The sequence below is a fragment of the Burkholderia cepacia genome, assembly GCF_001039005.1.
GTDB lineage: Bacteria > Pseudomonadota > Gammaproteobacteria > Burkholderiales > Burkholderiaceae > Burkholderia > Burkholderia theae.
In genome coordinates this window covers 64955-87855 of sequence record NZ_LDWR01000015.1, presented here as the reverse complement: position 1 = coordinate 87855, position 22901 = coordinate 64955, and the positions used below count along the sequence as shown (strand labels likewise).

At 67.8% G+C, this 22901-nt stretch carries 20 protein-coding genes; 14 read left to right on the top strand and 6 right to left on the bottom strand.

What is annotated here, in order from left to right:
* The 3 genes from VL15_RS09595 to VL15_RS09585 form a co-directional block, all read left to right on the top strand.
* On the top strand, positions 1–2090 hold a 2090-nt coding region (locus VL15_RS09595), incomplete at its 5' end, for an efflux RND transporter permease subunit (RefSeq protein ID WP_048245236.1).
* Entirely contained in the window at positions 2090–3613 is a 1524-nt protein-coding gene (locus tag VL15_RS09590) for an efflux transporter outer membrane subunit (protein ID WP_048245235.1), read from the top strand. The genes VL15_RS09595 and VL15_RS09590, both read left to right, overlap by 1 nt.
* A gap of 52 nt (positions 3614–3665) precedes the next feature.
* Positions 3666–4415, top strand: coding sequence for a chloramphenicol phosphotransferase CPT family protein (locus VL15_RS09585; protein WP_230684409.1), 750 nt, complete (start codon positions 3666–3668; stop codon positions 4413–4415).
* Positions 4416–4549: 134 nt separating this feature from the next.
* On the opposite strand, the gene VL15_RS09580 is transcribed toward VL15_RS09585, so the two are convergent.
* Positions 4550–5926 carry a nucleobase:cation symporter-2 family protein gene (locus VL15_RS09580; RefSeq protein ID WP_048245234.1) on the bottom strand — a complete coding sequence of 459 codons (1377 nt, stop codon included), beginning with the start codon at positions 5924–5926 and terminating at the stop codon, positions 4550–4552.
* Between the two features lie 439 nt (positions 5927–6365).
* Between VL15_RS09580 and VL15_RS09575 the strand changes: the two genes are divergently transcribed.
* The 3 genes from VL15_RS09575 (at position 6366) to fghA (ending at position 10091) form a co-directional block, all read left to right on the top strand.
* On the top strand, positions 6366–7847 hold the full coding sequence (locus VL15_RS09575) for a xylulokinase (RefSeq protein ID WP_048245233.1): 1482 nt from the start codon (positions 6366–6368) through the stop codon (positions 7845–7847).
* Positions 7848–8119: 272 nt separating this feature from the next.
* Positions 8120–9226, top strand: a complete 1107-nt coding sequence (locus VL15_RS09570) for an S-(hydroxymethyl)glutathione dehydrogenase/class III alcohol dehydrogenase (protein ID WP_034178897.1) — start codon at positions 8120–8122, stop codon at positions 9224–9226.
* Between the two features lie 16 nt (positions 9227–9242).
* On the top strand, positions 9243–10091 hold the full coding sequence (gene fghA, locus VL15_RS09565) for an S-formylglutathione hydrolase (protein ID WP_048245232.1): 849 nt from the start codon (positions 9243–9245) through the stop codon (positions 10089–10091).
* A 121-nt stretch (positions 10092–10212) separates the two neighbouring features.
* Here fghA and VL15_RS09560 read toward each other — a convergent pair whose 3' ends face one another.
* Genes VL15_RS09560 through VL15_RS09545 form a run of 4 tightly spaced genes read right to left on the bottom strand, consistent with a single transcriptional unit; the run spans position 10213 to position 13311 of the window.
* Entirely contained in the window at positions 10213–10995 is a 783-nt protein-coding gene (locus tag VL15_RS09560) for a metal ABC transporter permease (RefSeq protein WP_048245231.1), read from the bottom strand.
* Positions 10988–11872, bottom strand: coding sequence for an ABC transporter ATP-binding protein (locus tag VL15_RS09555; RefSeq protein WP_048245230.1), 885 nt, complete (start codon positions 11870–11872; stop codon positions 10988–10990). Before VL15_RS09555 ends, VL15_RS09560 begins: the two co-directional genes overlap by 8 nt.
* A 15-nt stretch (positions 11873–11887) precedes the next feature.
* A complete protein-coding gene (locus tag VL15_RS09550; protein ID WP_048245229.1) occupies positions 11888–12802 on the bottom strand; it encodes a metal ABC transporter solute-binding protein in 915 nt (304 codons plus the stop codon).
* A gap of 47 nt (positions 12803–12849) precedes the next feature.
* A complete protein-coding gene (locus tag VL15_RS09545) occupies positions 12850–13311 on the bottom strand; it encodes a Fur family transcriptional regulator (protein WP_011546084.1) in 462 nt (153 codons plus the stop codon).
* Between the two features lie 328 nt (positions 13312–13639).
* Here VL15_RS09545 and VL15_RS09540 point away from each other — a divergent pair, with 328 nt between their 5' ends.
* From VL15_RS09540 to VL15_RS09505, 8 genes are all read left to right on the top strand, one after another.
* Positions 13640–14416: an L-iditol 2-dehydrogenase gene (locus VL15_RS09540; RefSeq protein WP_048245228.1), complete on the top strand. Its 777-nt coding sequence runs from the start codon at positions 13640–13642 to the stop codon at positions 14414–14416.
* Between the two features lie 93 nt (positions 14417–14509).
* Complete coding sequence (locus VL15_RS09535; RefSeq protein WP_048245227.1) at positions 14510–15466, top strand: sugar kinase; 957 nt, start codon at positions 14510–14512, stop codon at positions 15464–15466.
* Positions 15454–16806, top strand: coding sequence for a D-tagatose-bisphosphate aldolase, class II, non-catalytic subunit (locus tag VL15_RS09530; protein ID WP_048245226.1), 1353 nt, complete (start codon positions 15454–15456; stop codon positions 16804–16806). Before VL15_RS09535 ends, VL15_RS09530 begins: the two co-directional genes overlap by 13 nt.
* 61 nt (positions 16807–16867) lie before the next feature.
* The gene (locus VL15_RS09525; RefSeq protein WP_048245225.1) at positions 16868–18193 is read left to right on the top strand and encodes an ABC transporter substrate-binding protein; all 1326 of its coding nucleotides are present in this window, start codon (positions 16868–16870) and stop codon (positions 18191–18193) included.
* 101 nt (positions 18194–18294) lie between these two features.
* Complete coding sequence (locus VL15_RS09520) at positions 18295–19242, top strand: carbohydrate ABC transporter permease (protein ID WP_048245224.1); 948 nt, start codon at positions 18295–18297, stop codon at positions 19240–19242.
* Positions 19239–20090, top strand: a complete 852-nt coding sequence (locus VL15_RS09515; RefSeq protein ID WP_048245223.1) for a carbohydrate ABC transporter permease — start codon at positions 19239–19241, stop codon at positions 20088–20090. The genes VL15_RS09520 and VL15_RS09515 overlap by 4 nt, the downstream gene beginning before the upstream one ends.
* The gene (locus VL15_RS09510) at positions 20087–20785 is read left to right on the top strand and encodes an HAD family hydrolase (protein ID WP_048245220.1); all 699 of its coding nucleotides are present in this window, start codon (positions 20087–20089) and stop codon (positions 20783–20785) included. Before VL15_RS09515 ends, VL15_RS09510 begins: the two co-directional genes overlap by 4 nt.
* 58 nt (positions 20786–20843) lie before the next feature.
* Positions 20844–21953, top strand: a complete 1110-nt coding sequence (locus tag VL15_RS09505; RefSeq protein ID WP_048245218.1) for an ABC transporter ATP-binding protein — start codon at positions 20844–20846, stop codon at positions 21951–21953.
* 13 nt (positions 21954–21966) lie between these two features.
* Here the strand turns inward: VL15_RS09505 and VL15_RS09500 are convergent, their stop codons facing one another.
* Positions 21967–22851, bottom strand: coding sequence for a LysR family transcriptional regulator (locus tag VL15_RS09500; protein WP_048245217.1), 885 nt, complete (start codon positions 22849–22851; stop codon positions 21967–21969).
* Between the last annotated feature and the right edge of the window lie 50 nt (positions 22852–22901).

Sequence of the window (22901 nt, the reverse complement as noted above, 5' to 3'; positions counted from 1 at the left end):
CGGTGCCGGTCGTGCTGCTCGGCACGTTCGCGATCATGTCGCTGGTGGGTTTCTCGATCAACACGCTGTCGATGTTCGGCCTCGTGCTCGCAATCGGCCTGCTGGTCGACGATGCGATCGTCGTGGTGGAGAACGTCGAGCGCGTGATGGCGGAAGAGGGCCTGTCACCGAAGGAAGCGACCAAGAAGGCGATGGGCCAGATCACCGGCGCACTCGTCGGCGTGGCGCTGGTGCTGTCGGCAGTGTTCGTGCCGGTGGCGTTCTCGGGCGGTTCGGTCGGCGCGATTTATCGCCAGTTCTCGCTGACGATCGTGTCGGCGATGGTGCTGTCGGTGCTCGTCGCGTTGATTCTGACGCCGGCGCTTTGCGCGACGATCCTCAAGCCGATCCCGCAAGGGCATCACGAAGAGAAGAAGGGCTTCTTCGGCTGGTTCAACCGCACGTTCAACAATAGCCGCGACAAGTACCACGTCGGCGTGCACCACGTGATCAAGCGCTCGGGCCGCTGGCTCATCATTTATCTGGTCGTGATCGTCGCGGTCGGCCTGCTGTTCGTGCGCCTGCCGAAGTCGTTCCTGCCCGATGAAGACCAGGGGCTGATGTTCGTGATCGTGCAGACGCCGTCGGGCTCGACGCAGGAAACGACCGCGAAGACCCTCGCGAACATTTCCGACTACCTGCTGAAGGACGAGAAGGAAATCGTCGAGTCGGCGTTCACGGTCAACGGCTTCAGCTTCGCGGGCCGCGGCCAGAACTCCGGTCTCGTGTTCGTTCGCCTGAAGGATTACTCGCAGCGTCAGCATGCGAACCAGAAGGTCCAGGCGCTGATCGGCCGGATGTTCGGGCGCTACGCGGGCTACAAGGACGCGCTGGTGATCCCGTTCAACCCGCCGTCGATTCCTGAACTCGGTACGGCCGCCGGCTTCGACTTCGAGCTGACGGACAACGCCGGTCTCGGTCACGATGCGCTGATGGCCGCGCGTAACCAGCTGCTCGGGATGGCCTCGAAGGATCCGACGCTGCAGGGTGTGCGCCCGAACGGCCTGAACGACACGCCGCAGTACAAGGTCGACATCGATCGCGAGAAGGCGAATGCGCTCGGCGTGACGGCGGATGCGATCGACCAGACGTTCTCGATCGCGTGGGCGTCGAAGTACGTGAACAACTTCCTCGACGTCGACGGCCGGATCAAGAAGGTCTATGTGCAGGCCGATGCGCCGTTCCGGATGACGCCGGAAGACATGAACATCTGGTACGTGCGCAACGGGTCGGGCGGGATGGTGCCGTTCAGCTCGTTCGCGACCGGTCACTGGACGTACGGTTCGCCGAAGCTCGAGCGCTACAACGGTGTGTCGGCGATGGAAATCCAGGGTCAGGCCGCACCGGGCAAGTCGACCGGTCAGGCGATGACCGCGATGGAAGGGCTCGCGAAGAAGCTGCCGGTCGGTATCGGCTATTCGTGGACCGGCCTGTCGTTCCAGGAAATCCAGTCCGGCTCGCAGGCGCCGATCCTGTATGCGATCTCGATCCTCGTCGTGTTCCTGTGTCTCGCGGCGCTGTATGAAAGCTGGTCGATCCCGTTCTCGGTGATCATGGTGGTGCCGCTCGGCGTGATCGGCGCACTGCTCGCGGCGACGATGCGCGGCCTCGAGAACGACGTGTTCTTCCAGGTCGGCCTGCTGACCACAGTGGGCTTGTCCGCGAAGAACGCGATTCTGATCGTGGAGTTCGCGCGCGAGCTGCAGGTGACGGAGAAGATGGGGCCGATCGAGGCCGCGCTGGAAGCGGCGCGCCTGCGGCTGCGTCCTATCCTGATGACGTCGCTCGCGTTCATTCTCGGCGTGATGCCGCTCGCGATCAGCAATGGCGCGGGTTCGGCGAGCCAGCACGCGATCGGTACGGGCGTGATCGGCGGGATGATCACGGCGACCTTCCTCGCGATCTTCATGATCCCGATGTTCTTCGTGAAGATCCGTGCGATCTTCAGCGGCGAGAAGGAAGACGTCGACGAGGCACTGCGCCTGGCTCAGGAGCACTCGCACCACGAAGAGAAGCCGGGCAACGGCGACCAAGGCAACAAGGGACAGTGATGATGCAAAAACACGCTTTGACTGCAATCGCGGTCGCGCTCTTTGCCACGGGTTGCACGATGGCGCCGCATTACACGCGGCCCGACGCACCCGTCGCACAGGCGTTCCCGGCCGGCGGCGTCTATGCGACGCAGCCGGGTGCTGCCGGCGCGCGCAGCGCGAACGGCCAGGCGGCGACCGCCATCGGCTGGCGCGAATTCTTCGTCGATCCGCGCCTGCAGCGGCTGATCGAGATCGCGCTGAAGAACAACCGCGACCTGCGCGTGTCGGTGCTGAACATCGAGGCGGCGCGTGCGCAGTACCAGATCACGCGCGCGGGCCTGTTCCCGACGCTCGATGCGACGGGCACGGGCAACATCCAGCGTGTTCCGGCCGGTGTGTCGACGACGCAGCAGTCGCTGATCACGCGCACCTACAACGTCGGCTTGTCGGCGTCGTGGGAGCTTGATCTGTTCGGCCGCGTGCAGAGCCTGAAGGACCAGGCGCTCGCGCAATACCTGTCGACCGCGTATGCGCGGCAGGCGTCGGAAATCTCGTTGGTGTCGCAGGTGGCTGACCAGTACCTGACGGTGCTGTCGACCGACGATCTGCTGAAGGTCACGGAGAACACGCTGAAATCCGCGCAGGCGTCGTACGACCTGACGAAGCTGCAGTTCGACAACGGTACGGGTTCCGAGCTCGACCTGCGTCAGGCTCAGACGGTCGTCGAGACGGCGCTCGCGAACCAGCAGGCTCAGGCACGCGCTCGCGCGCAGGCCGTGAACGCGCTGGTGCTGCTGATCGGCGAGCCGCTGCCGGACGACCTGCCGCCGGGCATGCCGCTCGACTCGCAGAACCTGCTGACGGACGTGCCGGCCGGGTTGCCGTCGGATCTGCTGACGCGTCGCCCTGACGTGATGCAGGCCGAGCAGACGCTGCTTGCCGCGAACGCGAACATCGGCGCGGCACGCGCGGCGTTCTTCCCGAAGATCTCGCTGACGGCGGCGTTCGGCACCGCGAGCCCGACGCTCGGCGGCTTGTTCAAGGCCGGTACGGCGGCGTGGTCGTTTGCGCCGAACATTGCGCTGCCGATCTTCGAGGGCGGGCAGAACATCGCCAACCTCGATCTCGCGCACGTGCAGAAGCGCATCGAGATCGCGAACTACGAGAAGGCGATTCAATCGGCGTTCCGCGACGTGTCGGACGGGTTGGCTGCACGCGGCACGTACGACCAGCAGATCGCCGCGCTGGAGCGCAACGAGTACGCGCAGCAGCGCCGTTTCGACCTGTCGGACCTGCGTTACAAGAACGGCGTCGACAGCTACCTGTCGGTGCTGACCGCGCAGACGGACCTGTACTCGGCGCAGCAGTCGCTGATCAGCGCGCGTCTGGCGCGCTGGACGAACCTGGTCGACCTGTACCGTGCATTGGGCGGCGGGTGGATCCAGCGGGCCGGCGAAACGCCGCGCGCGCCGGACACGCCGGTCGACTACGACAAGGCGGCCGCCCCGGCGCCTGCGTCGGCAGCGTCGACGAACGGGTAAGCGTGAAGCAGGGCGGGAGCGGGCAGCCGCTTCCGTTTGCCGAACCGGCTGTATGCGGAAACGAAAACGCCACGGACGAAAGTCCGTGGCGTTTTTTTGTGCGAGCGCCGACGTGCCGGTCGATGCGTTCCATCGCATCGGCTTCCCGGCAAACATGCGCGGTGCGGCGGGTCGGGTCACGCAGTTCGTTCCGCGATACCGATCGGCGTTGTTCAGCGCACGCAGGTACACTCGCCGCATGAAAACGACTCGAATCATCCTGCTCAACGGCGTGGGAAGCTCAGGCAAGACGTCTCTCGCGCATGCGCTCCAGGCCATGCTGGACCTCCCGTTCCTGCATGTCCAGATGGATGCGTTTCTCGGCATGCTGCCCGCGCGTTACCTGAACGATGTGGACGGATTCGTTTTTTCGTCATTCATCGAAGACGGCAAGGATGTCGTATCGATACGTAGCGGGTCGGTTGCCCGGCGAGCGATGCAGGGGATGCGACACGCGATCGTCGCGCTGGCGAACCAGGGAAACCATCTGATTGTCGACGACGTGCTGCTCGGCGACGAGAAAGCGGAATATGCCGATTTGCTGGCGCCGTTCACGGTCAGCATGGTCGGCGTCCACTGTCCGCTGGAGGTTCTCGAGGAAAGGGAGCGGCAACGCGGCGATCGTGTTGCCGGGCTGGCGCGTTGGCAGTACGACAGGGTGCACGCTGGCGTCACGTATGACGTGACGGTCGACACCAGCAAGGCCACGCCGGAAGCCTGCGCGCGAGAGGTCGCGTCGGCGCTGGCGCTGCACGGGAGCTGATGCCCGGTTTCTCCTGGGACACCCGCCCGCGGCGGGCAGGCGCCGTTGCCGCGATGGTCCCGCCAAGCAAAAACGCCACGGCATACCGTGGCGTTTTTCGTTACCGCGTTGCGCCGTCATCCGGCGCGGAGTGATCAGTGATGCACGTCGGCGGGGCGGCCGTCGAAGTCGTGTCCGGCGCGGCGGATGTCGCAACGCGCGTCCTTTTCGCCTTTCACGCCGTTGAACACGATGTTCAGGATCACGGCCGTTGCCGATGCCAGCAGGATGCCGCTGTGCAGGATCGGTGCGAGCGCGGGCGGCAGCTTCGAGAAGAAGTGCGGCGACACGACCGGCACGAGGCCCATGCCGACGCTCACGGCGACGATGAACAGGTTATGGGAGTTGTTCACGAAGTCGACCTTCGACAGCACCTTGATGCCGTTCGCCGCCACCATCCCGAACATCACGATGCCTGCGCCGCCAAGCACGAACGGCGGCACCGACGCGACGACCTGCGCCATCTTCGGGAACAGGCCGAGCAGCACGAGGATCACGCCGCCCGTCGCACACACGTAACGGCTCTTCACGCCCGTCACGCCAATCAGGCCGACGTTCTGCGAGAACGACGTGTGCGGGAACGAGTTGAAGATGCCGCCGATCAGCGTGCCGAGGCCATCGACGCGCAGGCCGCGCACGAGTTGCTGCTGGTTGACCGGGCGATCGACCATGTCGCCGACCGCGAGGAACATGCCGGTCGATTCGATGAACGTGACGAACATCACCGTGACCATCGTTGCGATCGACAGCGGGTCGAAGTGCGGCCAGCCGAAGTGGAACGGCATCACGAAGCCGACCCACGGCGCGAGCGACACGCCTTCCGTGTTCACGCGGCCGATCGCGAATGCGATCACGAAGCCGGCGACGATGCCCAGCAGCACCGAGATGTTCGCGATGAAGCCGCGGCCGAACTTGTTGATCAGCAGGATCAGCGTCAGCACGAGCAGCGACAGGCCGAGATAGACGGGGCTGCCGTATTCGGGGTTGCCGACGCCGCCGGCTGCCCAGTTGATGCCGACTTCCATCAGCGACAGACCGATCACCGCAATCACGGTGCCGACCACCACGGGCGGGAAGAACCGCAACAGCTTGCCGATCATCGGCGCCAGCACGATGCCGATGATGCCGGCCGCGATGGTCGAACCGAAGATATCGAGAATGCCGAGGCCGGGGTTCGTGCCGATCGCGATCATCGGGCCGACTGCCGCGAACGTGCAGCCCATGATGACGGGCAGGCGGATCCCGAAGATCCACAGGCCCAGCGTCTGGATCAGCGTCGCGATGCCGCACGAAAACAGATCGGCGCTGATCAGGAACGCGATCTGGTCTTTCGGCAGCTTGAGCGCGCCGCCAACGATAAGCGGTACGGCGACAGCGCCGGCGTACATGACGAGGACGTGTTGCAGGCCAAGCGTTACCAGCTTGCCGGTCGGCAGCACCTCATCGCACGGATGGACCGTGTTCGATTGCATCTGTCTCACTCCATGATCTTGTTTTCGGGGTGATACGAAGTTATGCGGAATGAATCCCCGCAACAAGAGCGCTGGGTACTATTCCGTTCTTTGCTGGTTCGATATGCCAATTCGGCATGGAACAGGGGGTCGATCATCGGGAAACTGCCGTAGGAGTGAGGTTCCCCGGTTTTATAGCCCTTCAAAATAGCGCGGGCCCCCGTGTCAAATATAGGCCGCTTTATGGTGTGTATCGCGCGGTCCGCATAGTGGCAAAAAGGGGTGTCGAAAAATCGTGCGGGGTTAACCCGCGAACGGCTGCTTTTGCACGCAAGGTGCAGCCCGGTGACACCCGGCTGCCGGCAGCGCTTTCGGCGCGTCATCGCAGCGGCAAAAATCGGGTCGTGTATCGCGATCCCGTTATCATCGACATCCGTTCATTCGAATTCATCCTCACGTCATGCGCCTGCTCGGAATCGACCTCGGCACCGGCTCCGTCAAACTCGTCACGCTCGATGCCGACGGCGTCGAGCGTGCGGTCGCGAGCGAACCTTATGCGCTGTCGTCGCCGCAGCCCGGCTGGGCCGAGATCGCGCCGGACGCGTGGTGGCAGGCGCTGGTGCGCGCGGCCGCGCGGCTGCCGGCCGGCGAGCGCGCGCAGGTCGCGGCGATCGGTTTCTCGGGCCAGATGCATGGCGTCGTGCTGGTCGATGCGGACGGGCAGCCGGTGCGGCCTGCAATGCTGTGGCCCGACACGCGCGCGGTGCGCGAAGCGGACGCGGCCGACTGGCGCGCAGCCGGATTGCCCGTCGCGGGATCGCCCGCCGCGGGATCGCCCGCCGCACCGAACCCCGTCGCGCCGGGCATGGCGGGCCCGCTGTTGCGCTGGCTGGCCGCGCACGAACCCGCTGCGCTGCGCGCCGCGCGCTGGGCCGTGCAGCCGAAGGACTGGCTGCGCATCGCGCTCGGCGGCGACGTCGCGGCCGATCCGAGCGACGCATGCGCGACCGCGCTCGCGACGCCCGACGGCGAATGGGATACGTCGTTGATCGACGCGCTCGGTTTGCCGGCCGACCGGTTCGCGCCGGTCCAGGCGTCGAGCGCGCGTTGCGGTGTGCTCGGTGCGCGCGCGGCCGCGGCGCTCGGCCTGCCGGCCGGCGTACCGCTTGCGACGGGCGCGGCCGACACGGCATGCGCGGCGCTCGGCAGCGGACTTGTCGGGGCCGGCGACGCGCTGCTGACGACGGGCAGCGGCGGCCAGATCGTCGTGCTCGCGGAGGCGCTGCCGCCCGCGCGGCGCGGGCTGCATCGTTATCGCGCGGCGGCCGGCGGCGGTTATTACACGATGGCCGCGATGCAGAACGTCGGGCTCGCGCTCGAAACCGTGCGCGGCTGGCTCGGCTATCCGGACTGGGCGCACGCGTACGACGATGCGTTCGCGCAACCGGCGTCCGAACGGCTGTGCTTCCTGCCGTACCTGACGGGCGAGCGTTCGCCGTGGATGAACCCCGATGCGCGCGGCGGCTGGCTCGGCCTCGGGCTCGGCGATACGCGCGGCGCGATGATGCGCGCCGCGTTCGAAGGCGTCGCGTTCGCGTTGCGCGCGGGGCTCGATGCGATCCGCGATGCCGATCGCGGCGACCCGGTGACGACGCTGCGTCTCGCGGGCGGCGGCTCGGTCGATCCGCGCTGGCGCCAGTTGCTCGCCGATGCGCTCGGCGCGTCGCTCCATGCGATCGATTGCCCGAACGCCGCGACGCGCGGCGCCGCGCTGCTCGCGGGCGTCGCGATCGGACACTGGCGGGAAGCGGCGTTGCACGCGCTGGCGCCGAGCGCGTCGCCGGTCGCCGCGCCGCGCGACGATCGCCTGCTGGCCGCGCGCTACGCGCGCTTCATCGATCTGTACGCGCGTACGGATGCATGGTTCACGACGGGCGTTTAAACTCGGACACTTGTTCTTTTGCGTCAGCGATGACGCATCGTGGCAAGCCGGCGACCGTTTCCCGCACGCGGTGCGCGTCGGGACCGGCCATCATGGCGAGCACGAGATTCTTGCGCCGTGCCGCGCGCGATGTTGCGCGGCACGGCTTCCACAGCTTTGCATGGGCCCGGCGCAAAGCATGGGACCGGAGCGTGCCGAAGCACCGGCTCCGGTCGACCCCAGCGCTGAAGCGCCAACCCGGTTCGACTTAACAGACAGACAGGAGTGACACGATGAAGACGAAAGCCGCGATTGCATGGAAGGCGGGCGCGCCGCTGACGATCGAGGAAGTCGATCTCGAAGGGCCGCGCGCAGGCGAAGTGCTGATCGAAGTGAAGGCGACCGGCATCTGCCACACCGACTACTACACGCTGTCGGGCGCCGATCCGGAAGGCATCTTCCCGGCGATCCTCGGCCATGAAGGCGCGGGCGTGGTGGTCGACGTCGGCCCCGGCGTCGGCACCGTCAGGAAGGGCGATCACGTGATTCCGCTCTACACGCCGGAATGCCGCGAGTGCAAGTTCTGCCTGTCGCGCAAGACCAACCTGTGCCAGAAGATCCGCGCGACGCAGGGCAAGGGCCTGATGCCCGACGCGACGTCGCGCTTCTCGCTCGACGGCAAGCCGCTGTTCCACTACATGGGCACGTCGACGTTCTCGAACTACATCGTGGTGCCGGAGATCGCGGTCGCGAAGGTGCGCGAGGACGCGCCGTTCGACAAGATCTGCTACATCGGCTGCGGCGTGACGACGGGCGTCGGCGCGGTCGTCTACTCGGCGAAGGTCGAGGCGGGCGCGAACGTCGTCGTGTTCGGCTTGGGCGGGATCGGCCTGAACGTGATCCAGGGCGCGAAGATGGTCGGCGCGGACAAGATCATCGGCGTCGACATCAACCCGAAACGCGTCGAACTCGCGAAGAAGTTCGGGATGACGCACTTCATCAACCCGAACGAAGTCGAGAACGTCGTCGACCACATCGTGCAGCTGACCGACGGCGGCGCGGACTACTCGTTCGAATGCGTGGGCAACGTGAAGCTGATGCGCCAGGCGCTCGAGTGCACGCACAAGGGCTGGGGCCAGTCGTTCATCATCGGCGTCGCGGCAGCCGGAGAGGAAATCAGCACGCGTCCGTTCCAGCTGGTGACGGGCCGCGAGTGGAAGGGCTCGGCGTTCGGCGGCGCGCGCGGCCGCACCGACGTGCCGAAGATCGTCGACTGGTACATGGAAGGCAAGATCAACATCGACGACCTGATCACGCACACGCTGCCGCTCGAGCGGATCAACGAAGGCTTCGACCTGATGAAGCAGGGCGAGTCGATCCGCTCGGTCGTGCTGTACTGACCGGGAGCGCATCGCCATGCTCGAACTCGTTTCCTCGCATGCGTGCCACGGCGGCGAGCAGCGCTTCTACCGTCACGATTCGGCGGCGATCGGCCTGCCGATGAAGTTCTCGGTGTACCTGCCGCCGCAGGCCGCGCAGGGTCGCGTGCCGGCGCTGTTCTATCTCGCGGGGCTCACGTGCACCGACGAGACGTTCGCGATCAAGGCGGGCGCGCAGCAATACGCGGCGCAGCACGGCGTCGCGCTCGTGATGCCCGACACGAGCCCGCGCGGCGCGGGTGTGCCGGGCGAGACCGACGCGTGGGATTTCGGCGTCGGCGCGGGTTTCTACGTCGATGCGACCGAAGCGCCGTGGTCCGCGCACTACCGGATGGAGTCGTACGTGACGGGCGAGCTGCGCGAGCTCGTCGCGGCCGAGCTGCCGATCGACGGCGCGCGGCTCGGGATCTTCGGCCACTCGATGGGCGGGCACGGCGCGCTGACGCTCGCGCTGCGCCATCCGGGCCTGTACCGGTCGGTGTCGGCGTTCGCGCCGATCGCCGCGCCGACGCGCTGCCCGTGGGGCGAGAAGGCGTTCTCGGGCTACCTCGGCGCCGATCGCGACGCGTGGAAGCAGCACGACGCGAGCGAACTCGTCGCGCGCGCCGATGCGCCGAAGTTCGCGGCGGGCATCCTGGTCGATCAAGGCCTCGCCGACCAGTTCCTCGCGAACCAGCTGAACCCCGACGTGTTCGAGGCCGCCTGTGCGAAGGCCGGCCAGCCGCTGACGCTGCGCCGTCATCCGGGCTACGACCACGGGTACTACTTCATCTCGACGTTCATCGCCGATCACATCGTGCATCACGCACGCGTGCTTGCGCGGTGAGCGGAGCGGGAAGCAGGTAGGTAACGCACGCAGCGGCATCGCTGTACGCGATCGCCGCGGTGCATAAAAAAACGCCGGCGCTGCCCTCGGGCACGCCGGCGTTTTTCATTGGCGGCGGGAATCAGTTGCGCCGCAACAGGCTCGCGCCGTACACGAGCGCGGACAGCGCGGTGATCCAGAAGCTCGTCGGCCAGTCAGTGTGATACGCGAGCACGATACCGGCCCACGCTTCGAACAGCGCGAACAGCGCGGCGAGCAGCACGCCCGTCGACAGCCGCGTCGACACGTTCTGCGCGGCCGCGGCCGGCCCGACCAGCAGCGTGAACACGAGCAGCACGCCGACGATCTGCGTCGCGGCGGCCACCGCGAGCGCGCACACCGCGAGGAACAGCATCGACACCGTGCGCAGCGACACGCCCTTGGCTTCGGCCAGTTCGGGCTGCAGCGACGCGAACAGCAGCGGCCGTGCGATCAGCGCGAGCGCGATGAGGCTCACCGCGCCGATGCCCGCGAGCACCGCTAGCGTGTCGTGGCTGACCGCGAGCACGTTGCCGAACAGCAGCGCGGTGACCTGCGTGGCGAACGACGTATAGAAATGCAGGAACAGCAGGCCGAAGCCGAGCGCGCCCGACAGGATCACGCCGATCGCGACGTCGCGGCCTGCGAGTTTCTCGCCGAGCGCGCCCATCCCGATCCCGGCCGCGAGCGTGAAGCCGACCATCCCCCAGATCGGGGAGATGCCGAGCAGCACCGCGCCCGTCGCGCCGGTGAAGCCGACGTGCGACAGCGCGTGGCCGGCGAAGGTCTGCCCGCGCAGCACCAGGAAGTAGCCGACGATGCCCGCGAGCACCGCGACGATGCCCGACGCCGCGAAGGCGTTGATCATGAAGTCGTATTCAAACATCGTGCGAATGCCCGGGATGGGCGTGTCCGTGGTGGTGATGGCCGCCGCCGCCGCCGTGCGAGTGGCCGTCGTCGTCTTCGTGTTCGTGGTCGTGCTTCTCGATCTCGACGTCGCCCGACATCACGAAGATCTTGCCGTTCACGCGCATCACGTCGATCGGCGACCCGTAGAGCCGCGACAGCACCGGCTTCGTGATCACCTCGTCGACGGTGCCGAGCGCCGCGACGCCGTTGCCGAGATACAGCACGCGGTCGAGCGCGTTCAGCAGCGGATTCAGTTCGTGCGCGGAGAACAGCACGGTGATGCCGAGCTCGCGCTGCACGTTGCGCACGAGTTCGACGACGCCGCGCTGGTGGTTCGGATCGAGGCTGATCAGCGGCTCGTCGAGCAGCAGCAGCTTCGGGCTGCCGAGCAGGCACTGCGCGAGCAGCAGGCGCTGCCGCTCGCCGCCCGACAGCTCCGACAGCGGCCGCCGCGCGAGCGTCGGGGCGCCGACGAGGTCGAGCACGCGGTCGACCTCGCGCCGCGCCGCCGCGTTCGTGTGCGGCAACCCCCAGCGGTGGCCGTCGGCGGCCATCGCGACGAAGTCGTAGCCGCGCATCCGGCGGTTCGCGAGGCCGCTCCGGATCTGCGGCATGTAGCCGATCGACGCGTTGCCGCGCACGACCGGCACGCCGCCGACGGACAACGTGCCGCTCGAGATGGGCACGAGGCCGAGCACCGCGCGCATCAGCGTCGTCTTGCCCGCGCCATTCGGCCCGAGCACGCCGACGAATTCACCGGGTTCGATCGAGAAGCTGACGTTGCGCAGGATCGTGCGTCCGCCCAGTTCGAGCGTGACGCGATCGACTGCGAGTGCGTGAGGAGTGGCGGTCATCGTGTTGCGGTCGTGTTATTTCTTGCCGGCCGAAAGCGCGCTGGCGAGTGCATCGAGCTGGCCGGCCATCCATTGCTGGAAGGTCTTGCCGGCCGGCTGCGTCTCGGTGACGCTGACGGTCGGCACGCCGCCGTCGCGTGCGATCTTCAGCATCCGCTTGGTCATCGGTTCTTCGGCCTGGCTGTTGTAGATCAGCACGCGCACCTGCTTCTTGCGCAGGTCGTTCTCGAACGCGGCGACGTCCTGCGCGCTCGCTTCGGTGTCGTTCATCGTCGCGAGCTGGAAGCGCTGGTTGCGCATGTCGAGGCCGATCGCGTCGGACATATAGCCGAACACGGGCTCGGTGGCCGTCACCGGCACGCCCTTGTACTGCGCGCGCAACGCGGCGACCTTGTCGTCGACGGGCTTCAGCGACGCGACGAACTTCTGCAGGTTCGCATCGTATTCGGCCTTGTTCGCCGGGTCGGCACGGCCGAGCTCGGCGGCGATCGCACGAGCGGCGGCCGGCATCGTCGCCGGGTCGTACCACAGGTGAGGATTGTCGCCGGCCTTCTTGCCGACGAGATCGGCGACGACGATCGTCGCGCGCTTCGCCTGCTTCGACGCGCCGAGCAGCTTGCCCATCCACGGATCGTAGTCGGCGCCGTTATAGATCACGACCTGCGCGTGCTGGAGCGCGCGGGCCGTTTTCGGGCTCGCTTCGAACAGGTGCGGATCCTGGTCGGGATTGCTCAGGATGCTCGTCACCGCGACGTGGCGGCCGCCGATCTGCGACACGACATCGCCGTAGAAATTCTCGGCGGCGACGACGTTGACGGTCGCGGCCTGCGCGAGCGCGGGCGCCGCGAGCGACAGCGCGGCGGCAGCGGCGGCGAGCCAGCGGACAGGCGACAGGGCACGCCGCGGCGCGCGCTTCAGGGCAATGGGCATGAAACTCCTCGTTGGAAGGGGCGGCGCATGCGCCGCGCGATTCGGCGTCAGCGTTGCGCGGGCTTGCGCTTGCAGTGGCCGCACAGGCCGCTCAGCTCGACGACCTGGTGGTGGACTTCGAAACCGTGCGCGGGCTCGCTCGCGGACAACTGCTTCGCGAGGTCGCCGCCGGGAATCTCGACGGTGTCGCCGCACGAATCGCAGATCAGGAACTGGCCTTCGTGCGGCACGCCGATCTCGCAGCACGCGAAGAACGCGTTCTTCGATTCGATCCGGTGGATGAAACCGTGCTCGACGAGGAAATCCAGCGCGCGATAGACGGTCGTGGGCGGCACGCGGCCGCGCTGCGGCTCGAGCTCGGCGAGCAGGTCGTACGCGCCGATCGGGCGCTGCGCGGCCAGCACGCGTTCGTAGACCTGGCGGCGCAGCGGCGTCCACGCGAGCCCGTGCTCGGCGGCGAATGCGTCGGCCCGGGACAGCCGGGCGTCAATGGACGATGAGGTAGCCATGGCGTGAAGCAGGCAATAAAACGGAGTACCGCGATGATATAACGTATCGTCGCGCCGTGCAGCGCGAATTCCCTTTTCCGCCTTCACTCCGTCCCCTTCATCGCTTTCCCGGCTGCGCCGCACCGCGCGCGCCGCGCCTTGCCGGGCGCGCGCGACGGGCCGTCGCCCTGCGCCGTTGTGCCGCAGCGCATCATAGAAAGCCGCCACGTCGCCTTGACAGCGCGAATCGCGTATCCGATCATTCGATCACTAACAGAGCAATTGATCGGTCAGCGGGCGTTCGCTCACTTCGCGGCCGTCGCACAGCAGAACGAACCGGAGACAGCCAGTGAGACTGGAACACAAGGTCGCGATCCTGACGGGCGCCGCAAGCGGCATCGGCGAGGCGGTCGCGCAACGCTATCTGGACGAGGGCGCGCGCTGCGTGCTCGTCGACCTGAAGCCGGCGGGCGGCTCGCTCGCACGGCTCATCGAGGCGAACCCCGGCCGCGCGGTGGCCGTCACCGCGGACGTCACGCGCCGCGACGATATCGAGCGGATCGTCATGACCGCGATCGAGCGCTTCGGTGGCGTCGACATCCTGTTCAACAATGCGGCGCTGTTCGACATGCGCCCGATCCTCGACGAATCGTGGGACGTGTTCGACCGGCTGTTCGCGGTCAACGTGAAAGGGCTGTTCTTCCTGATGCAGGCCGTCGCGCAGCGGATGGTCGAGCAGGGGCGCGGCGGCAAGATCGTCAACATGTCGTCGCAGGCCGGCCGTCGCGGCGAGTCACTCGTTTCGCACTACTGCGCGACCAAGGCCGCGGTGATCAGCTATACGCAATCGGCCGCGCTCGCGCTCGCGCCGCACCGGATCAACGTGAACGGCATCGCGCCGGGCGTCGTCGACACGCCGATGTGGGAGCAGGTCGATGCGTTGTTCGCGCGCTACGAGAACCGGCCGCTCGGCGAGAAGAAGCGGCTCGTCGGCGAAGCCGTGCCGCTCGGCCGCATGGGCGTGCCGGGCGACCTGACGGGCGCCGCGCTGTTCCTCGCGTCGGCCGACGCCGACTACATCACCGCCCAGACGCTGAACGTCGACGGCGGCAACTGGATGAGCTGAAATGGCGCCGCTCGCACGCACAACCTGCCGGCCGGCCCTCGACGGGGCGGCCTGCCCGCCCGGCGCGGCCGCCGTCGAACGAGGGTACGCCTGATGGCCGCGATCGTTGTCGCCGGCGAACTGCTGGCCGAATTCGTCGCCGCCGAGCGCGGCCAGGGCTTCGACACGCCGGGCCTGTTCGCCGGACCGTTCCCGAGCGGCGCGCCCGCGATCTTTGCCGATCAGGCTGCACGGCTCGGCGCGCGCGTCGCGTATGCGGGCTGCGTCGGCCGCGACGCGTTCGGCGACGCGATCGTCGCGCGGCTCGAACGCGACGGCGTCGACGTCGCGCGCATCCGCCGTGTCGCGCGCCCGACCGGCACCGCGTTCGTTGCGTATCGCGATGACGGTTCGCGCAGCTTCGTCTTCAGTCTTGCCACCAGCGCGGCCGCGTGCGTCGATGCGTCCGACGTCGATACGGCGATGTTCGACGGCTGCCGCTACTTCCACGTGATGGGCTCGTCGCTGACGAGCGAATCGGCGATCGCGGCGGTGCACCGCGGCGTGATCGAGGCCGCGCGCGCCGGCGCGAAGGTGTCGTTCGATCCGAACGTGCGGCCCGAAATGCTGAGCTTTCGTCCGATGCGCGCGGCGCTCGACGAGATGCTCGCCGCCTGCCACCTGTTCCTGCCGAGCGAGGCCGACCTGCCGTTCTTCTGCGGGCCGCAGCCGGCCGAGCGTGCGATCGCGGGCCTGCTCGCGACGCATCCGCTGCTCGAGCGCGTGGTGTTGAAGCGCGGCGCAGCAGGCAGCGTTGCGTTCGACCGTGCGAACCGCGTCGAGGCGCCGGCCTTTCCGGTCGACGAGATCGACCCGACCGGCGCCGGCGACTGTTTCGGCGGCACGCTGGTCGCGAGCCTCGTCGCGGGCGTGCCGATCGAGGTCGCGCTGCGCCGCGCGAACGCGGCCGGCGCGATCGCGGTCACGCGGCGTGGCCCGATGGAAGGCAACAGCAGCGCGGCCGAGATCGACCGTTTCCTGACCGAACGAGGTATCGCATGTCCGGCCTGACGACCCTCGCCGAACGCACGCGCACCGCGCACGCCGATGCCGTGCTGCGGATGATCTTCGACGCGAACCGCGCGGACGCGCAGCGCGGCATCTATTCGATCTGCAGCGCGCACCGGCTCGTGCTGGAGGCGGCCTGCGAAGCCGCACGCGCGGACGGCTCGCCGCTGCTGATCGAGGCGACCTGCAACCAGGTAAACCATCTCGGCGGCTATACGGGCATGACGCCCGCCGATTTCCGCCGCGACGTCGACGCGATCGCCGAGCGCTGCGGGCTGCCGCCGTCGGCGCTCGTGCTCGGCGGCGACCATCTCGGCCCGAACCCGTGGCGGCATCGCCGCGCGGCCGACGCGATGCGCGAGGCCGGTGCGATGGTCGCCGCGTATGTCGAGGCCGGCTTCGAAAAGATTCACCTCGATGCGAGCATGGCCTGCGCGGACGATCCGGCGCGGCTCGACGACCGCACGATCGCCGCGCGCGCGGCCGAACTGTGCCGCGCGGCGGAAGACGCGGCGGCGCGCGCCGGCGTTGCGCCCGTCTATGTGATCGGCACCGAGGTGCCGACGCCGGGCGGCGAAGTCGGCGGCCATGACGGCGAGGCGGCGATCGCCCGGATCGCGGTCACGCGCAGCGACAGCATCGACGCGACGCTCGACGCGCACCGCCGCGCGTTCGCGGCGGCCGGGCTCGACGACGCGTGGACACGTGTGGTCGCGATCGTCGCGCAGCCGGGCGTCGACTTCGACGACCGCCACGTGCTCGACTACGACAGCGCCAAGGCAGCGTCACTCGGCGCGAGTATCCTGCATACACCGCGTCTCGTGTTCGAGGCGCATTCGACCGATTACCAGACCGAGGGTGCGCTCGCCGCGCTCGTGCGCGATCACTTCGCGGTGTTGAAGGTCGGCCCCGCGCTGACGTTCGCGCTGCGCGAGGCGCTGTTCGCGTTGACGTTCATCGAGGATGCGCTGATCGACGACGTTGCGCAGCGCTCGCGGTTGCGCGACGTCGTCGACGCCGCGATGCGCGCGCAGCCGGAGCACTGGGCGCCGTACTACCGCGGCGACGAGACCGAGCAGCGGCTCGCGCGCCAGTTCAGCTACAGCGACCGGATTCGCTACTACTGGCTGCAGCCGGCCGTCGCGGCCGCGGTCGAGCAACTGTTCGGCAACCTCGCGCGGCAGCCGGTGCCCGAGACGCTCGTCGCGCAGTGGCTGCCGGATGTCTACGCGGCGTGCCGCGCGGGCGGGCTCGCGAAGGAGCCGCGCGCATGGGTGCGCCACCGGATACGCGACGTGATTGCGCACTATGCGCGCGCGTGCGGAATGCAGCGGCCGGCATGACGGGCCGCGAAGGAAACGACGCAAGACCGACGACACTTCGAACAAACACAGGAGACATGCCATGCAACGAAAGATGCTCGACGCCGCCGCACGCTGCTTCGCCGGAGCCGCGCTCGCGACGGCCGCCTGCGCGGCGTCCGCCGGCACGCTGACGATCGCGACGCTGAACAACCCCGACATGATCGAGCTGAAGAAGCTGTCGCCGGCGTTCGAGAAGGCGAACCCCGACATCAAGCTGAACTGGGTGATCCTCGAGGAGAACGTGCTGCGCCAGCGCGCGACGACCGACATCACGACCGGCAGCGGCCAGTTCGACGTGATGGCGATCGGCACCTACGAGACGCCGCAGTGGGGCAAGCGCGGCTGGCTCGCGCCGATCACCGGCCTGCCCGCCGACTACGACCTGAACGACATCGTGAAGACCGCGCGCGACAGCCTGTCGTACAACGGCCAGCTCTATGCGCTGCCGTTCTACGTCGAAAGCTCGATGACGTTCTACCGCAAGGACCTGTTCGCGGCGAAGGGGCTGAAGATGCCCGACCAGCCGACCTACGACCAGATCGCCGAGTTCGCGGACAAGCTCACCGACAAGGCGAAGGGCACCTACGGGATCTGCCTGCGCGGCAAGGCCGGCTGGGGCGAGAACATGGCGTTCGTGTCGACGGTCGTGAACACGTTCGGCGGGCGCTGGTTCGACGAGAACTGGAACGCGCAGCTCACGTCACCCGAATGGAAGAAGGCGATCACGTTCTACGTGAACCTGCTGAAGAAGGACGGCCCGCCGGGAGCGAGCTCGAACGGCTTCAACGAGAACCTGACGCTGACCGCGTCGGGCAAGTGTGCGATGTGGATCGACGCGACGGTCGCGGCCGGGATGCTCTATAACAAGCAGCAGTCGCAGGTCGCCGACAAGATCGGCTTCGCACCCGCGCCGGTCGCCGTCACGCCGAAGGGCTCGCACTGGCTGTGGGCGTGGGCGCTGGCCGTGCCGAAGACCTCGAAGCAGCAGGATGCCGCGCGCAAGTTCATCGCGTGGGCGACGTCGAAGCAGTACATCGAGATGGCCGGCAAGGACGAGGGCTGGGCGTCGGTGCCGCCGGGCACGCGCGCGTCGACCTATCAGCGCCCCGAGTACAAGGCCGCCGCGCCGTTCTCGGACTTCGTGCTGAAGGCGATCGAGACGGCCGACCCGACCGATCCGTCGCTGAAGAAGGTGCCGTACACGGGCGTGCAGTACGTCGGGATTCCTGAATTCCAGTCGTTCGGCACGGTGGTCGGCCAGTCGATCGCGGGTGCGGTCGCGGGCCAGATGACGGTCGACCAGGCGCTCGCCGCCGGGCAGGCCGCCGCCGACCGCGCGGTACGGCAGGCCGGCTACAAGAAGTAACGCGGCCCCGCACCGTGTGCCGTCGGGCACGGTGCGGGTCGCCCACGCTGAAAGGCGGGCAGGCCGTTCGCGCCCGCGCATCAACCGGAGGGACCCCGATCATGCGTCACCTACGTCTTCCCCTGAGTCACGCGCCGTCGGTCGGCGACGCGTCGTCGCCGCCGGGCGCGCCGCGCCGCGCGCGCGGCGGCGCGAGCTGGCTCGTGTCGCCGTCCGTCGCGGTGCTGCTGCTGTGGATGTCGATTCCGCTCGCGATGACGATCTGGTATTCGTTCTCGCGCTACAACCTGCTGAACCCGGATGTGAAGGGTTTCGCGGGCCTCGACAACTACCGCTTCCTCGCGACCGATCCGTCGTTCCTGCCCGCGATCTGGCACACGCTCGTGCTGATCGGCGCGGTGCTCGCGATCACGGTGGTCGGCGGCGTGCTGATGTCCGTGCTGTTCGACCGCAAGTTCTACGGGCAGGGCGTGGCACGCCTGCTGGCGATCGCGCCGTTCTTCGTGATGCCGACGGTGTCCGCGCTGATCTGGAAGAACATGATCCTGCATCCGGTGTACGGGCTCGTCGCGACCGCGATGCGCGCGCTCGGGATGACGCCGATCGACTGGTTCGCCGATTACCCGCTCACCGCCGTGATCATCATCGTCGCGTGGCAATGGCTGCCGTTCGCGTTCCTGATCCTGTTCACCGCGATCCAGTCGCTCGACCAGGAGCAGAAGGAAGCCGCGCGCATCGACGGCGCGGGCCCGATCGCGATGTTCTTCTACATCACGCTGCCGCACCTGAAGCGCGCGATCGCCGTGGTCGTGATGATGGAGACGATCTTCCTGCTGTCGATCTTCGCGGAGATCTACACGACGACCGGCGGCGGCCCCGGCGACGCGACGACCAACCTGTCGTACCTGATCTACGCGCTCGGCCTGCAGCAGTTCGACGTCGGCCTCGCATCCGCCGGCGGCATCATCGCCGTGGTGGTCGCGAACGTCGTGTCGTTCTTCCTCGTGCGGATGCTCGCGCGCAACCTGAAGGGAGAATACGAGAAATGAGCGACCTGACCTTCGAAGGCCGGCGCGTGCCGGCCGTGTTCGACCTGGTGCGGCGCGCGCTGCCCGGCACGCTCGCGTGGCTGATCGCGCTGCTGCTGTTCTTCCCAATCTTCTGGATGGCGATCACCGCGTTCAAGACCGAGCAGCAGGCGTATGCGTCGACGCTGTTCTTCATGCCGACGCTCGACAGCTTCCGCGAGGTGTTCGCGCGCAGCAACTACTTCGCGTTCGCGTGGAATTCGGTGCTGATCTCGGCGGGCGTCACGGTGATCTCGCTGCTGTTCGCGGTGCCGGCCGCGTACGCGATGGCGTTCTTCCCGAACCACCGCACGCAGAAGGTACTGCTGTGGATGCTGTCGACGAAGATGATGCCGTCGGTCGGCGTGCTCGTGCCGATCTACCTGCTGTGGAAGAACGCGGGGCTGCTCGATACCGTGTCGGGCCTCGTGATCGTCTACACGCTGATCAACCTGCCGATCGCGGTGTGGATGACCTTCACGTACTTCAACGAGATCCCGAAGGACATCCTCGAAGCCGGTCGCATCGATGGCGCGTCGACGTGGCAGGAGATCGTCTACCTGCTGATGCCGATGGCGCTGCCGGGGCTCGCGTCCACCGCGCTGCTGCTGGTGATCCTGTCGTGGAACGAGGCGTTCTGGAGCATCAACCTGTCGAGTTCGAACGCGGCGCCGCTGACCGTGTTCATCGCGTCGTACTCGAGCCCCGAGGGATTGTTCTGGGCGAAGTTGTCCGCGGCTTCGTTGCTTGCGGTCGCGCCGATCCTGATCGTCGGCTGGCTGTCGCAGAAGCAGCTGGTGCGCGGGCTTACGTTCGGGGCGGTCAAATGAGTTCGGCCAATCAAGGTGCAAATGTGCTGATCTGCGATTGCGACGGCGTGCTGATCGACAGCGAAGCGGTCGCCGCCGACGTGATCGTGCGCGAGCTCGACCTGCGCTGGCCGGGCGTCGATGCGCGGCCGGCCGTGATGCCGCTGCTCGGTCTGCGCATCGAACGCGTACTGGCCGGCGCGGGTGACGCGGTCGGTCGCACGTTGTCGACCGACGACGTCGATGCGATCCGCCGCGCGGTCGAGGCGGCGGCCGTCAACGCGCCGATGGTCGAAGGCATCGACGCGGCGCTGGCCGCGATCGACCTGACGACGGCTTGCGCGAGCAACAGCTACAGCACGTATGTCGAGGCGGCGCTGGCGCGCACAGGCCTCGCGCGCTTCTTCGGCGACCGGCTGTTCTGCGCGGATTCCGTCGCGCGGCCGAAGCCGGCGCCGGACGTGTATCTCGCGGCCGCGCGCACGCTCGGCGTGGCGCCCGCGCAGTGCCTCGTCGTCGAGGACAGCGTGACGGGCATCACCGCGGCGGCCGCGGCCGGCATGACCGTGCTCGGCTTCGTCGGCGGCGGGCATGCGTCGGCCGCGCAGATCGACGCGCTGCGCGGCATCGGCGCGCGTCACGTATTCGACGACATGCACGAGCTGCCCGGCTACGTCGCGCGCTGGCAGGCGACGGGCGCGGTGCTGCCGAACTAGGACAAGTTACGCGCCGCATGCGTGCATGCGGCGCATCACGAACGAACGGAGACAGATCATGGCAAGTGTGCTCCTGCGCAACATCGCGAAGCGCTACGACGAAACCGAAGTGCTGCGCAACGTGAACCTCGACATCGCCGACGGCGAATTCGTCGTGTTCGTCGGCCCGAGCGGCTGCGGCAAATCCACGCTGATGCGGATGATCGCCGGCCTCGAGGATATTTCGAGCGGCGACCTGCTGATCGACGGCGCGAAGGTCAACGACGTGCCGAGCGCGAAGCGCGGCATCGCGATGGTGTTCCAGTCGTATGCGCTGTACCCGCACATGACGCTGTACGACAACATGGCGTTCGGCCTCAAGCTCGCGGGCGCGAAGAAGCCCGAGATCGACCAGGCGGTGAAGAACGCGGCGAAGATCCTGCACATCGATCACCTGCTCGACCGCAAGCCGAAGCAGCTGTCGGGCGGCCAGCGGCAGCGCGTCGCGATCGGCCGCGCGATCACGCGCAAGCCGAAGGTGTTCCTGTTCGACGAGCCGTTGTCGAACCTCGACGCCGCGCTGCGCGTGAAGATGCGGCTGGAGTTCGCGCGGCTGCACGACGAGCTGAAGACGACGATGATCTACGTGACGCATGACCAGGTCGAGGCGATGACGCTCGCCGACAAGATCGTCGTGCTGTCGGGCGGCGCGGTGCAGCAGGTCGGCACGCCGAACGAGCTGTATCACGCACCGGCGAACCAGTTCGTCGCGGGCTTCATCGGTTCGCCGAAGATGAACTTCCTGACAGGCACGGTCGAATCGGTCGATGCGGGCGGCGTGCTGGTGCGCTTCGACAGCGGCGAGACGCAGCGCGTCGCGGTCGAGGCGGCGGGGCTGCAGAGCGGCGCGGCAGTGACCGTCGGCGTGCGGCCCGAGCATCTGTTGGTCGAGGCCGCGGCCACGGGTGTCGCCGCGCGGACGATGGCCGTCGAGTCGCTCGGCGATGCCGCCTATCTGTATGCGGAGTCGGCGGTCGCGCCGGACGGGCTGATCGCGCGGATTCCGCCGCTCGATACGTATCGCACCGGCGACGCGCTGCACGTGCACGCGCAGGCCGAGCACTGCCATCTGTTCGACGAGCACGGGCAGGCGTTACGGCGGCTCGGCGTGCACGCGAAGGCCGCGTGACGGCCGGCTGCGGTCACAGGTGCAAGTGCGCGGCCATGTAATCGACGAACGCGCGCAGCTTCGGCGTCGGATGGCGGCCTGACGGCCACAGCGCATAGAGCGGCGTGCGGCTCGCGACGTGTTCGTCGAGCACCGCGCGCAGCGTGCCGCCATCGAGCGCGCCGTGCACGAAGAACTCGGGCAGGCACGCGATGCCGAGCCCGCGCAGCGCAAAGCACAGGCGCGTTTCCGCGCTGTTGCTGACCATCGATACGGGCACGTCGGGCGGCGTGCCCGAGCGCGGCACGCGCAGCGGCCACGTTTCGAGCTTGCCGCTGCTCGGGAAGTGGTAATGCAGGCAACGGTGGCGCGCGAGATCGGCCGGCGTGTGCGGTGTGCCGTGCCGCTCGAGATAGTCGGGCGACGCGACGAGGTGCTGGCGGAAATGGCCGAGCAGCCGCGACGACAGCCGCGAATCCGACGGCTGGCCGGTGCGTAGCACCGCGTCGAAACCTTCTTCGACGACGTCGACGAGCCGGTCGCTGAAATCGATATCGAGTTCGATCTCCGGATACGCGGCCATGAAGTCGGCGAGCACCGGCAGCAGCAGCGTGCCGATTGTCGGCAGGCTCACGCGCAAGCGCCCGCGCGGCGCTTCGGCGCTGTACTTCAGTTCCTGCTCGGCCGCGTCGATCTCGGCGATCACGCGCCGGCACCGTTCGAGAAAGCGCGTGCCTTCGGCGGTCAGCGTAATGCTGCGCGTGCTGCGGTGAAACAGCCGCACGTTCAGGCGCGCCTCGAGCCGCGCGATGCGCTTGCCGATCGCCGATGCCGACAGCCCGAGCGCGCGGCCGGCCGCGACGAAACTGCGCGTTTCCGCGACCTGCACGAACACGACGAAGCCGCCCAGATTTTCCATGCAAGATCCCGATTGCGGACATCGACGTCCGGATTGTCCGGAACTCTAAC

What these genes read in the sequence shown, in the direction of transcription:
- VL15_RS09585 (WP_230684409.1), top strand. Translation starts at nt 3,666, where the DNA reads ATGCGGAAACGAAAACGCCACGGACGAAAGTCCGTGGCGTTTTTTTGT.
- VL15_RS09525 (WP_048245225.1), top strand. Translation starts at nt 16,868, where the DNA reads ATGCAACGAAAGATGCTCGACGCCGCCGCACGCTGCTTCGCCGGAGCC.
- fghA (WP_048245232.1), top strand. Translation starts at nt 9,243, where the DNA reads ATGCTCGAACTCGTTTCCTCGCATGCGTGCCACGGCGGCGAGCAGCGC.
- VL15_RS09500 (WP_048245217.1), bottom strand. Translation starts at nt 22,851, where the DNA reads ATGGAAAATCTGGGCGGCTTCGTCGTGTTCGTGCAGGTCGCGGAAACG.
- VL15_RS09590 (WP_048245235.1), top strand. Translation starts at nt 2,090, where the DNA reads ATGATGCAAAAACACGCTTTGACTGCAATCGCGGTCGCGCTCTTTGCC.
- VL15_RS09545 (WP_011546084.1), bottom strand. Translation starts at nt 13,311, where the DNA reads ATGGCTACCTCATCGTCCATTGACGCCCGGCTGTCCCGGGCCGACGCA.
- VL15_RS09550 (WP_048245229.1), bottom strand. Translation starts at nt 12,802, where the DNA reads ATGCCCATTGCCCTGAAGCGCGCGCCGCGGCGTGCCCTGTCGCCTGTC.
- VL15_RS09580 (WP_048245234.1), bottom strand. Translation starts at nt 5,926, where the DNA reads ATGCAATCGAACACGGTCCATCCGTGCGATGAGGTGCTGCCGACCGGC.
- VL15_RS09520 (WP_048245224.1), top strand. Translation starts at nt 18,295, where the DNA reads ATGCGTCACCTACGTCTTCCCCTGAGTCACGCGCCGTCGGTCGGCGAC.
- VL15_RS09515 (WP_048245223.1), top strand. Translation starts at nt 19,239, where the DNA reads ATGAGCGACCTGACCTTCGAAGGCCGGCGCGTGCCGGCCGTGTTCGAC.
- VL15_RS09505 (WP_048245218.1), top strand. Translation starts at nt 20,844, where the DNA reads ATGGCAAGTGTGCTCCTGCGCAACATCGCGAAGCGCTACGACGAAACC.
- VL15_RS09570 (WP_034178897.1), top strand. Translation starts at nt 8,120, where the DNA reads ATGAAGACGAAAGCCGCGATTGCATGGAAGGCGGGCGCGCCGCTGACG.
- VL15_RS09510 (WP_048245220.1), top strand. Translation starts at nt 20,087, where the DNA reads ATGAGTTCGGCCAATCAAGGTGCAAATGTGCTGATCTGCGATTGCGAC.
- VL15_RS09560 (WP_048245231.1), bottom strand. Translation starts at nt 10,995, where the DNA reads ATGTTTGAATACGACTTCATGATCAACGCCTTCGCGGCGTCGGGCATC.
- VL15_RS09530 (WP_048245226.1), top strand. Translation starts at nt 15,454, where the DNA reads ATGTCCGGCCTGACGACCCTCGCCGAACGCACGCGCACCGCGCACGCC.
- VL15_RS09555 (WP_048245230.1), bottom strand. Translation starts at nt 11,872, where the DNA reads ATGACCGCCACTCCTCACGCACTCGCAGTCGATCGCGTCACGCTCGAA.
- VL15_RS09575 (WP_048245233.1), top strand. Translation starts at nt 6,366, where the DNA reads ATGCGCCTGCTCGGAATCGACCTCGGCACCGGCTCCGTCAAACTCGTC.
- VL15_RS09535 (WP_048245227.1), top strand. Translation starts at nt 14,510, where the DNA reads ATGGCCGCGATCGTTGTCGCCGGCGAACTGCTGGCCGAATTCGTCGCC.